Raw genomic sequence first — 11714 nt, 5'->3', positions numbered from 1 at the left:
GGGTTTACTTAATCAATGCTAAGGGTTGTGCGTATCGCTCACCCCTTCTTCAGGACCTCACGGCCCAGCAATTCGGCGATTTGTACCGCGTTCAGCGCTGCGCCCTTGCGCAGGTTGTCACTGACGCACCACAGGTTCAGGCCGTTCTCGATGGTTGAATCCTGACGGATGCGGCTGATGAAGGTGGCGAAATCACCTGCGCATTCGATCGGCGAGACGTAGCCGCCCGGTTCGCGCTTATCGATCACCATGATACCTGGTGCTTCGCGCAGGATGTCACGGGCTTCGTCTTCGTCCAAGAATTCCTCGAACTCGATATTCACGGCCTCTGAATGGCCGACAAAGACCGGAACGCGGACGCAAGTGGCTGTAACCTTGATCGAGGGATCGACGATCTTCTTGGTTTCGACAACCATCTTCCACTCTTCTTTAGTTGAGCCGTCTTCCATGAAGACGTCGATCTGCGGAATGACGTTGAAGGCGATCTGCTTCTGGAACTTGTTCGGCGGAACTTCGGTGGTGGGGTTGTAGATGGCTTTGGTCTGATCCCACAGCTCATCCATCCCTTCTTTGCCCGCGCCGGAAACCGACTGATAGGTCGACACGACGACGCGCTTGATCTTGGCGCGATCATGCAGCGGTTTCAGCGCGACAACCATCTGCGCGGTCGAGCAGTTGGGGTTGGCGATGATGTTCTTGTTCTTATAGTCGTGGATCGCCTCGGGGTTACATTCCGGCACGATCAGCGGAATTGCAGGGTCATAGCGATACAGGGACGAGTTGTCGATCACCACGCAGCCAGCCGCCGCCGCCTTGGGGGCGTAGACCTTGGTCGCCTCGGATCCCACGGCAAACAGCGCCATGTCCCAGCCGGTGAAATCAAACGTGTCCAGGTCTTTGGTCGTGAGTGTCTTGTCGCCAAAGCTTACTTCGGTTCCCAGCGACCGACGGCTTGCCAGCACGGCAAGTTCATCGATGGGGAACTGGCGTTCTGCCAGAATGTTCAGCATTTCGCGGCCCACATTACCTGTGGCGCCGACGACTACGACGCGATAGCCCATTTCATGTCTCCAAAGTTAAGGACGCGCGTTCATAGCCGCGTTGCAGCAAAGAAAAAAGAGGTTTCACGGGATATTTCCCCCAATGACACCGATTTGACGCGGTGCATCGCCTCAGGCGTCGGTTAGAAGCCGTTCATAGAGCGCTACCAAGGTCTTTGCCTCGCCGTAGATGTCGAAATTCTGTTCCACATGGACGCGGGCGGCGCTGCCGGATAGCGCCAGCGACTCGGAGTTCGACAGCATTTCAGCGGCGGCATCAGCCAGGGCGGGAATGTTCCCCGGTTCGACCACTTGGCCCAGTGAGGGGTCGGTCACGATCTCTGCAAAGGCACCGACATCGGTTGCCACCACAGGCACGCCGCAGGCCATCGCCTCGAGCGGGGTCAGACCAAAGCCTTCCCAGCGTTGCGGCGCGATGAACAAGTCCAGCACCTGGTACCACTCGGCGATCTGATCCACAGTGACCTCGGGTTTGAATAGGATGCGGTCAGACAGGCCCGCCTTGGCGACCTTGTCTTTCAACTCGGCCAGAAAGCCGGTGTGTTTTTCGGTCGCGCGGCCCATGACGATGCCATGGACGTCTTCGAAACGGCCACAAAGGTCGATCATCGCATCGACGAAAGCATCGGTGCCTTTCTGGTGCCGGATACGGCCATAGCACCCAAGCAGCAGACCACTGGGCAGGCCAAGTTTGCCCCGCAGGGCGGCTTTGTCCGCGGGCGGGGTGAAATTCTGCAGGTTGATGCCATGCATGATGACCTGCGCGTCCCGCTCAAGATATCCGGCGGTTTTGCGCGAGGTGGCAACCACCGCGTCCATCTGGTCGATCAGCCATTTGGTATAGCCCGTATGCGACCGCTGCGAGGCGCTGGTGAATAGCAATTTCAGGCGCAGACGAAAGACATTGCGCAGGAACAGGCCCAACAGCATCTCGGTATTGCGGCGCGCATGCCAGACGCGCGTGGTCTTGCGCGACAGAAAGGGCAGGCGGCCCAGCGGGATATGGGGCAGGTCGGCTGGAAGGCCCGGTCCGGTGGCGGCGATGTCGATCCATTGCACCTGCAAAGGCACCAGCCGCGCAATCGTCGCGGTCACGCCGGACAGCCTGCGTTTGAGGTTGGGTGCGATGACAACAGGGTCGGACATGGGCTCTCCCGATGGTTCCAGCGTCAGTCAACGCTGTCGCGGCTGAATAGGTAAATCACGCATCCAATGGCAAGCGTGACTGCAAAAAAGCCGAATATCGCTGTGTAGGGCGCGGTTGGACTGATGTCCACTGTCGCGGCATGGACGCGGCCGGTGACAAATTGCGCCAGTCCCACTCCGCCGATGCCGAACAGATTCAACAGGGTCATGCCACGCCCGACCAGATGCGGCGGCACGAAGGCGCGGCCATGGGCCATGATGACCGGAAAGCTGGCGCCCATGAAACCGATCACCGCCATCAGACTTACTGACACCCAGACTGCCATGTCGATCCACAGGCACAACAGCCCCAGCGCCGCCGCGCCCAAGGCATTGCCGCCAAAGATCACCCATTTCCGTGTGCCCAAAAGCCGGTCGAGCGGCCCATAGGCAAAGGTGCCTGCAATCATCGCGGCCCCCATGAACAGGGTCGCGGTGCCGATCTGGGTGGTGCCAAGGGCGAACACGTCGTTCAGGTATGGTCCGGCCCACAACCCGCGCGTAGCCGCCGACGGCGCATAGGCCACCAGCATCAGCGGCAGGATGGCCCACAGGGCAGGTTCTTTCAGCAGGTCCAGTACTGACCCGCGATGATCGGTCTCAACCGGTTTGGGGTCGTGAACGCTGATCCAGATGCCCGCTGCGATAATGGCCGAGACGATGGCCAGTGTAGCCATTGTGGCGCGCCAGCCCATCAGTTCGACCGCAAGTGCTGTGGGGTAGGAGGCCACAAGATTGCCGACCGACCCAACGCCCAGCATGATGGCTGCTAGCGTGGCAAAGCGGGCGGGCGGGTATTCGCGGGCAAAGATGTAATAGGATGCCATCAGAACGGGCGAGCACCCGACTCCGATCAGCCCCATCGCGACTGCGATATGAAACGGGGTGCTGGCCACTGCAAACAACGCAGCGCCGCCCGCGCCACCTGCCAGCAACAAAACCGCAGCCGTCAAACGCGGCCCGATCCGGTCCAGCGCCCAACCCACTGGCAGTTGCATGGCGGCAAAGACCAGAAACCAAAGCCCCGAGGCAAAGGCCAGATCTTCGGGCCTTGCCCCGATGTCACGCCCCAGATCGACGCTGAGAACGGCAAGAAAGGCGCGAAAAAATTGGCTGAGCACATAGCCCAGACACAGAACCACCAGTCCGGTTTTCATGAGACGCCTCTTTCGCCCAACCCGCCAGCAAATGCTTGGCATGTCCCCGTGATATGTACAAGCGCGTGTGCTATGATGTTTTCAGCGGACATCGAACAAATTTGGGCTATCTGAAGGTCTATTCATATTGTCGAGGAACCAATGAAAGATGCACAGGCCGCATTTTATGACAGCCTTCCGCTGTTGCGGGACTTTAACAATCTGACTGATCCTGAACGCTTTACCGCGGTGCCGACGGAATGGGTTCTTGGTGTCGCAGATGTCGTGGATTCCACCGGTCAGATAGAGCGGGGACGATACAAGGCCGTGAACATGGTTGGGGCCGCGGTGATCTCGGCCATGACCAATGCGCTTCGCGGGCAAGAATTTCCCTATGTCTTTGGGGGTGATGGTGCCGGGTTCGCCGTACCGGCAAGCGCGGCAGAGGCAGCACGTAGCGTTCTGGCCGATTTGCGGCGCTGGGCGGAAGAAGAGTTCGAGATCGCACTGCGCGGGGCCGTCGTGCCCGTCGCCGAAATCCGGCAGGCGGGCAAGGATCTTCGGGTTGCGCGTTACGCGCCATCCGAGGGGGTGGATTATGCGATGTTCTCGGGCGGTGGTCTGGCCTGGGCCGAGGCCGAGATGAAAGCAGGCCGGTTTGAGGTTCCGTACGCAGCCCCCGGTGCGCTGCCGGATTTGACCGGGCTGTCCTGCCGCTGGTCCAACAGCAAGGCGCAGAATGGTCAGATTGTCTCGGTGGTGGTGCAGCCAACTGCCCGCGCTACCGAGACCGATTTCGCCGACCTGTCACGGGCTGTTCTAGTGGCCGCTGAAGGATTGGACCGGTCCGGCCACCCGATGCCGGAAAGCGGCCCTCCGATCCGCTGGCCGCCGCCTGGATTGGCGCTGGACGCCCATGTGTCCCGTGCGGGTCGCAATCTTTTGCTGCAGAAAATCAAGCTGTTGGCGCAGAATTTGATGATCGGGCTGCTGTTCAAATCTGGCAAGCGATTGGGGAATTTTGAGCCAGAACACTATAAGCGCACGGTCAGTCGCAATGCGGATTTCCGCAAATTCGATGACGGGCTGAAAATGACGCTGGATTGTGACCCGGCCACCCTGAACCAGATTCAGACCGTTCTTGAACAGGCCCGGAAACAGGGCAGGATCCGATACGGGCTGCACGCGCAGGATGAGGCGATGATGACCTGCTTTGTCCCCTCGGCCACCCGTGACGATCACGTCCATTTCGTCGATGGTGCCTCGGGCGGGTATGCTCAGGCGGCCTCGGCGATGCGGGCTTAGGCCTTCCACCTTGCGGCCAGGGCACGCGCCGCCTGTGTCAGCAGCATCACGTCGATCCCCACCGCCTGGAACTGGGCGCCCATGTCCTTATAGGCCTGCGATGCCTCATCCGTGACACCAAGAATGCCCGGGGCTTTGCCTGCTGCAACGATGCGCTTCATCGCGTCGGCGATCACCGCCTGGACCTCGGGCGCGGCGCTGTTTCCCTGAAAACCCATGTCAGTGGACAGGTCAGACGGACCGATAAACACGCCATCCACGCCTTCTACCTGTGCAATGGCATCCAATGCGGCGATACCGGCGCGGTTTTCCACCTGTAACAGCAGACATATCTGATCGTCTGCGGTCTGAATGTAGTCCTGAACCGTTCCATATTGCGTTGCGCGTGAGGCCATCGCGCCGACGCCTCGCACACCTTGGGGCGGATAGTGGCAGGCACGTACCAGATCGCGCGCCTGTTCAGCACTTTCCACAATCGGTACCAGGATTGTCTGAGCACCTGCGTCCAGCACCATCTTGATCAATGCGGTGTCGCCCACCGGGATTCGCACGACGGGATGTGTCGGACTGGCGGCCAGCGCGATCAGCTGATCCCGGATGGACCGGATATCATTCGGCGCGTGCTCACCGTCGATCACCAGCCAGTCGAATCCGGCAGTGCCCATGATCTCGGCTGTTACCGCCTCAGCAAAGCTGGACCAACACCCAATCAGATGGTCGCCGTTTTTCAGGGCTTGTTTGAACGTGTTGACGGATGCGGACATGTGGAACCTCTAGTTTAGCGAGCGGGCGATTTCAGTGATCACGTCAAATGCCATTTGGACGTCTGCATGCGTGGTTTCAAACTGACCGGCCTGAAAGCGGATCACCAAGTCGCCATCAACGCGGGTTTGAGTCAAGTAAATGCGGCCATCATCATTGATCGCATTGACCAGCCGTAGGTTCAGATCGTCCAGATCGGTTGATCCAGGGGGGGCATAGCGGAATGTCCACAATGACCACATAGGGTTAGTGGTGATTTCGAAATCGGATTCAGCTTTCAGCCGGTCATGCAGAGCCACTGACCATGTTATATGATTGCGCAACCTTTCACGTAGCCCTTCCAGACCATAGGCGCGGATGACGAACCACAGTTTCAGGGCTCGGAACCTGCGGCCCAGCGGTACCGACCATTCAGAATAATTTATGATCCCGTCCTTGCCGTGGGTCTTCAGGAATTCCGGGCTGATCGCGAGTGTCCGTACCAGATCATCGGGGTCCTTCAGAAAATGGGCGCAGCAATCGAACTGAACACCCAGCCATTTATGCGGGTTGAACACGATGCTGTCGGCTTGCTCGACTCCCTCCCAGTAATGGCGGTATTCGGGGCATATCATGGCCGAGCCAGCCCAAGCTGCATCGACATGCGAATATAGCCCGTATTTTTGCGCAATCTTCAGACATTCCTCTACCGGATCGGCCGCGCCGGTTCCGGTGCCGCCGACGCAGAGGATCACGCCGGTTGGTTGATAACCAGAGTCTAAATCGGCTTGGATTGCTGTTTCCAGCGCCTGTGGGTCCATCCCGCGCCAGTCGCCTTGTATGGGCACCCGCACCAGATTTTCCTGCCCGATCCCCGCAACCCATATGGCACGATCAACCGAGGTATGGACCTCGGCCGAGCAATATACGCGCAGCGGTTTCTGTCCGAACAACCCTTGTTGGTTGCCCTGCCAATTCAGCGCCTTTTCCCGCATGGTCAGCACAGCGGCCAGGGTCGCGGACGAGGCGGAATCCTGAATGACACCTGCAAAGCCCGTGGGCAGATCCAGGGCCTGCCGCAACCAATCCATCATCCGCGTCTCCATCTCGGTCGCGGCGGGGGATGTCTGCCACAACATGCATTGCGGAGCGATGGCGCTGGTTAGAAACTCGGCCAGAACCGACGGGGCCGAGGCGTTTGCATTAAAATAGGCAAAAAAGCGAGGATGTTGCCAATGGGTAATCCCAGGCATCACGATCTGTTCGAAATCGTGAAAGATTTCCTCCATCGCCTGGGAGCGCTCGGGAGGGCGCGCGGGTAAGGCGTTAAGAATATCACCGGGTTCCGTTCTGGCCCGAACCGGATTGTCGCCGACAGTCAGATGGTAATCCTGTGCCCACTCAGCAATCTTGGCGCCCCAATCCGAGAATTCATCCCAGTTCATTTTATCTTCCAATCTTCTCTGAACACCGCTTTCGATCCTGTGCCAGTGATGAATATCCGGGTTGAAACGTCAACGCCCTTTGCAGGAATCCAGTGGTCTGAGATTTTTCTGAACATGTTTCCGCAGAGAGAAATGGAATAATTTAGGCTCTAATAAGCGATAAATGCCTGGAATTCCAAACACGGAAAGGTCAGTTGAAGAATGAACCGAATTCGGCCAGAATTTAACATGGCTCATGAAATTCCATTGACGTCCCGGTCTTTGCCTATTGCGCTGCTGCGCGCGAGGGAACGGGTTATGGGGCCTATCCGTAGAATGCTTGTAGAGGCGGGCGTAACCGAGCAGCAATGGCGGGTTCTGCGGGTGCTGGAAGAGGAAGGCCCGCAAGAGCCCACCCATATTGCTGACCGTGCCTGTCTGCTTTTGCCCAGCCTGACCCGCATTCTGCAAAAGCTTGAGGCCAAGGGCCTTGTCGTGCGGAAAAGCCATCCGGTCGACAAGCGCAGGCAGATAGTTGAGATCACGGTCAAAGGGGCAGGGATTATCCGGGATAACATCGACTATACGTTGCTTTTGGCTGAAGAAATCCGCAACACGCTGGGACCAGAGCGGCATGAGGCGTTGCTGGATCTTCTCAACGATCTGCACCAGTTGAAATTACAATCAGATTCTCGGGACTAACAGTGTGTGGGCCCCGCCAGAGGGCCTTTGTGACCTCTCTGGCGGAGTGGCCAGGCCCGAGTGGACCATGTGCCTGGCCTACAGCCGGATACGAGGGGTGTTCAAACGATCCGGCAACGTTTCAGAGAACATCAGACCCCGAAAATCGGGGTTTCTCAGGCGCAAACTTACCCAGGGGGATGGGTGTTTGGCCGTGGTCCTCTGAATACTCGCACCCGGATTTCAGCGATTTCTGCCGTCCACGCGGGTGTCTTCGCAAGAAGGCGGAGGATTGGTGGTCCGCCGCCTTTGTGAGTGGTGACGTCTCAGTGCTGAACGCTTTCTGTTAGCAACAAGCTAGCGCGATACAGCGGTTTTCCAAGGTTTGACGGCTAAAATCTGAATGAGCTGTCGCAGTGTTTTCAGTCGCATGTTGAAAGTAAGCCCAGCGCCATAAGTAGCCATGTCTGCGAATTTTGAAACACGCGCAGGCTTACCGGTTCGATTTGGGCAAGCCTGTGCCGAATCATCCCCGAATTGTCGGCAAAAACCGGCGTGCGGGTTTCCAAGGATTGCGACTTGCTCTGGTTTATGCCCTTTAATATCCACTTTAACTAACCTGTGTTATGGCGGCATGATGATGGGTAGCCTGTTCTCTATTCCTGATCCGATCGCTTTGCCGGTTACCGGCGAGGACGACACATACCCGGTTGGGCGAATCTTTTGTGTGGGCAGGAACTATGCCGCACATGCGGCTGAAATGGGACATGAGGTCGACCGTGAGGCCCCTTTCTATTTCACCAAGGCCGCTGCAAACGCGGTCCTGTCTGGGGTGACGACGGCTTATCCTCCGGGGACCGAAAATTTCCACCATGAGATGGAGCTGGCTGTTGCAATCGGAAAGCCGGTTTTTCAGGCTGATACTTCTCAGGTGCAGGAAGCGGTGTTTGGCTTTGGCTGCGCCCTGGACATGACCCGACGTGATCTGCAAATTCGCGAGCGCAACAAACAGCGCCCTTGGGATCTTGGAAAAGATTTCGAGAATGCAGCCGTATTTGCCCCTCTGACCCGCGTGAGCGATTGGCAACCCGACCCGCAAAAACGCATCATTTTGCGCGTTAATGGCGAAACCCGGCAGGACGCAACCTTGGATGAGCTGATCTGGTCGATTGACGAGATCATAAGTCACTTGTCCGGCTATTATCATCTGCGACCAGGGGATTTGATCCTGACCGGAACGCCGGCTGGTGTAGGGCCGGTTCAGCCCGGAGATTCACTCGAGGGTGAGATTGACGGGTTGCAGCCGGTCAAATTGATTATATCAGACCCTAAATAGGGTCTTTTTGCCAATTCTCGGCAAATTCTATGTCATCCAACCCGGCAAAGCGACGAACCCGGTCCAGTTCGGCCTGTAGGCGGCGCGTGCGGGCATCTGACCACCGTACTGTACGTTCTGGCCACAGGGCGCTGACCCGCAGCACCGACTGATCGCGATGGGCCTTCATGTCGATCCGGCCAATCAGCCGGTCGCCTTCGAGAAGCGGGAAAACATAATAGCCATAGGTGCGTTTAGGGGCAGGAACAAAAACCTCGATCCGGTAGTGAAACCCAAACAGCCGCTGCGCGCGATCACGGTCCCGCAGCATGGGGTCAAACGGGCTCAGCACTCTGATCCGACCCGGCGCTGGGGGGATCTGCGCGGCTTGTTCAGCAACATCCGGGCGTGCAAACAGTTTCCTGACCTGACCATTGGCACATTCGATCTCGATCTCTTCGACATGGCCCTCGGTCAAGGCGGTTTTGCACCAGCTTCGGGCTTCTGCGGTGCTGACCGTATCCCAAAACGCCGCCAATTCGCCCGAGGTCGCAAACCCCAGCCGGTCAAGTGCCGCATGGCACAGCCAATCCACGGTATGTTCGGCGTCACACGGCATGTTGCCGGGGCAAAGATGCGTCTCGATCACCCGCTCGGTCAGGTCATAGCGTTTCTGGAACCCTTGCCTGCCGATCACGGTCAGCGCGCCCGAGCGCCACAGGAACTCCAGCGCGGTTTTCGACGGGTGCCAATCCCACCATCCGCCGGAGCCTTTCTTTTCGTCTTTTCCCACATCCGACGAGGAAACTGGCCCATGATCGCGTATATGCTGCAATACGGTTTCAAATTGCTGCTCGAACCCATCGCGACGCCAGTTTTTCCAGCGCGATTTCAGCAGGTCAGCGTCGCGCTGAAACCGCAAGTGCCAATGGGGGTAGAACTCCATCGGAATGACTGCGGCATCATGGGTCCAGTGTTCGAACAGCCCACGGTCACGTTCATACACATGCTTGAGGTTTTTGGCGCGATACGCGGGCCTGCGCGAAAACAGGATCATGTCATGGGCGCGGGCGACCGTGTTGATACTGTCCAGCTGAACAAATCCCAGACGCCTGATCAATTCAAGCAGGTCAGGCCCTTTCGCAGCCCCGGACGGCTGTTCTGCCATCGCGTGCCGGTCCATGAACAGGGCGCGGGCCGCCCGATTGTTCAGCCTTTGCATCGCCATGGGTCAGCGGCGTTTCAGCGTATCGCCATAACTGATCTTGGGGGTCAGAGTTATGCGGTTTTCGACCTCGGAAGTGGGATCGGAAAGCTGAACGGCGATTATTTCGGCTGCCTTGCGCCCAATCTCGTGTCGACATGCATCCATTGTGGCCAGCTTGCGCGGCAGACCCTGTAACAGTTCGACATTGTTGAACCCTGCCAAACCGATCTGGCCTGGAATGTCTATCCCCTGGTCCAACAGATACAGCAACCCGCCAGCACCAATCATGTCGTTGGAATAATACAGGAAATCCAGATCCGGTGAGCGTTCCAACATGGCTTGAGTCATCTCGCGGCCTTTGGCCAAGGCCGAGCCCCCGGAATAAAACTCGCGGTCTTCGATCTCGATCCCATGCTTGCCCAGCACTTCGGTAAAGCCTTCGAACCGTTTCCGAGCGCGGTGATCCAGGGGCATTTTGGTGCCCATAAAGCCGATATGTTCATAGCCCGCTTTCAGGATCGCCTGTGCCATCTCACGTCCAGCGCGGCGATGGGAAATCCCGACCATCGCGTCCACCGGCTTACCATCGGTGTCCATGATCTCGACCACCGGAATCCCCGCCGAATCCAGCATGGCGCGTGCGGCATCGGTATGTTCCAATCCGGCGATGATCACGCCCGAAGGCCGCCACGAGAGCATCTCGTACAGGACTTTTTCCTCTTTTTCGGGCAAATAATCGGTGACGCCGACCACTGGCTGTAGCTCGGTATCCTCAAGAATCTGATTGATGCCGGTCAGCACCTCGGGGAACACCATGTTCGACAGCGACGGGATGATCACTGCCACAAGGTTCACCCGGCTTGAGGCAAGTGCACCAGCGATTTTGTTCGGCACGTATCCCAGCTCTTTTGCTGCGGCCAGAACGCGTGTGCGGGTCGCATCCGACACGTCACCCCGATTGCGCAGAACCCGGCTGACCGTCATCTCAGACACTCCGGACGCTTCAGAAACATCACGAAGGGTGAGTGGGCGTTTGTTTTCTGTGGTCACGGGGTGCACCTGCGTTGTTGTTTTGTCCGATGGTAGCGTGAACAGGACGCATTTTACAACTGCCCTTCAAAGCCGATGACAACCCGAAAAAACCACGCTACAGAGAGTTTTGCGCGGCCCCGTGGCTCAACTGGATAGAGCAGCCCCCTCCTAAGGGGCAGGTTGCAGGTTCGAATCCTGCCGGGGTCGCCAAGATATCTAATGAAATCATTTATTTTCCATACTTTAGACAATTCACTCGCTTCGAAAGGTGACACATGACTAAAAATTGGTTCGGATGAGCCAATCAAAATATCCATCGCCGAGAATGAATTTCTTTTTGGGGCGAGTGCGGCAAAACAAATTACTGGTCCGAAAGTCGACCGGATATTGTCCGTTCTTGTTCTGTGACGGGGCCAGCCTCGCGAATTTGTGGCATTCGCCAGCTTAGGCCACCGGTCCTGTTGCGCACCCAGCTAATGAGCGCGGCGCTAGATTTATTCTTCGCTGATCTCAGATTGCATAACACCAGGCTGACCACGGCCGGCCTCCCAAAGCCTTACAAAAAACTGGCTTCAATAGGGGGGTAAAAGAAAAAGGGCCCCCAAGCGGCGGCCCTTGATCGTTTTG

The 11714-nt window shown here is 57.7% G+C and carries 10 protein-coding genes and 1 tRNA gene; 4 read left to right on the top strand and 7 right to left on the bottom strand.

Going from position 1 to position 11714, the window contains the following annotated elements:
* Positions 1-38 precede the first annotated feature (38 nt).
* The 3 genes from AC2FHW_RS14255 to AC2FHW_RS14245 all read right to left on the bottom strand — a co-directional run bounded on the left by AC2FHW_RS14255 (position 39) and on the right by AC2FHW_RS14245 (position 3403).
* A complete protein-coding gene (locus AC2FHW_RS14255; RefSeq protein WP_142637551.1) occupies positions 39-1061 on the bottom strand; it encodes an aspartate-semialdehyde dehydrogenase in 1023 nt (340 codons plus the stop codon).
* A gap of 111 nt (positions 1062-1172) precedes the next feature.
* Positions 1173-2207, bottom strand: coding sequence for a glycosyltransferase family 4 protein (locus tag AC2FHW_RS14250; RefSeq protein ID WP_142637552.1), 1035 nt, complete (start codon positions 2205-2207; stop codon positions 1173-1175).
* A gap of 23 nt (positions 2208-2230) precedes the next feature.
* Positions 2231-3403 carry an MFS transporter gene (locus AC2FHW_RS14245; protein WP_271952613.1) on the bottom strand — a complete coding sequence of 391 codons (1173 nt, stop codon included), beginning with the start codon at positions 3401-3403 and terminating at the stop codon, positions 2231-2233.
* Between the two features lie 141 nt (positions 3404-3544).
* Here AC2FHW_RS14245 and AC2FHW_RS14240 point away from each other — a divergent pair, with 141 nt between their 5' ends.
* Positions 3545-4687, top strand: a complete 1143-nt coding sequence (locus tag AC2FHW_RS14240) for a DUF3095 domain-containing protein (RefSeq protein WP_496729523.1) — start codon at positions 3545-3547, stop codon at positions 4685-4687.
* On the opposite strand, the gene AC2FHW_RS14235 is transcribed toward AC2FHW_RS14240, so the two are convergent.
* Both AC2FHW_RS14235 and AC2FHW_RS14230 read right to left on the bottom strand, forming a co-directional pair.
* Complete coding sequence (locus tag AC2FHW_RS14235; protein WP_142637558.1) at positions 4684-5451, bottom strand: aldolase/citrate lyase family protein; 768 nt, start codon at positions 5449-5451, stop codon at positions 4684-4686. The two genes, AC2FHW_RS14240 and AC2FHW_RS14235, sit on opposite strands and share 4 nt — an antisense overlap.
* A 9-nt stretch (positions 5452-5460) precedes the next feature.
* Positions 5461-6873 (bottom strand): pyridoxal phosphate-dependent decarboxylase family protein, encoded by a 1413-nt coding sequence (locus AC2FHW_RS14230; protein ID WP_271952609.1) that lies wholly within the window; start codon positions 6871-6873, stop codon positions 5461-5463.
* Positions 6874-7101: 228 nt separating this feature from the next.
* Here AC2FHW_RS14230 and hpaR point away from each other — a divergent pair, with 228 nt between their 5' ends.
* Positions 7102-7554 carry a homoprotocatechuate degradation operon regulator HpaR gene (gene hpaR / locus AC2FHW_RS14225; protein ID WP_142637561.1) on the top strand — a complete coding sequence of 151 codons (453 nt, stop codon included), beginning with the start codon at positions 7102-7104 and terminating at the stop codon, positions 7552-7554.
* Positions 7555-8170: 616 nt separating this feature from the next.
* On the top strand, positions 8171-8869 hold the full coding sequence (locus AC2FHW_RS14220; protein ID WP_271952606.1) for a fumarylacetoacetate hydrolase family protein: 699 nt from the start codon (positions 8171-8173) through the stop codon (positions 8867-8869).
* Here AC2FHW_RS14220 and AC2FHW_RS14215 read toward each other — a convergent pair.
* Both AC2FHW_RS14215 and AC2FHW_RS14210 read right to left on the bottom strand, forming a co-directional pair.
* Positions 8862-10076: a winged helix-turn-helix domain-containing protein gene (locus tag AC2FHW_RS14215; protein ID WP_496729521.1), complete on the bottom strand. Its 1215-nt coding sequence runs from the start codon at positions 10074-10076 to the stop codon at positions 8862-8864. The genes AC2FHW_RS14220 and AC2FHW_RS14215 overlap by 8 nt on opposite strands.
* Before the next feature lie 3 nt (positions 10077-10079).
* Positions 10080-11105 (bottom strand): LacI family DNA-binding transcriptional regulator, encoded by a 1026-nt coding sequence (locus tag AC2FHW_RS14210; protein WP_142637565.1) that lies wholly within the window; start codon positions 11103-11105, stop codon positions 10080-10082.
* A gap of 115 nt (positions 11106-11220) precedes the next feature.
* On the opposite strand from AC2FHW_RS14210, the gene AC2FHW_RS14205 reads away from it, so the two are divergent.
* Positions 11221-11297, top strand: a tRNA-Arg gene (locus AC2FHW_RS14205).
* The last annotated feature ends 417 nt before the right edge of the window (positions 11298-11714 follow it).

The organism is Ruegeria sp. YTSA108 (assembly GCF_059610185.1).
This window is presented reverse-complemented; position numbering and strand designations above follow the sequence as displayed.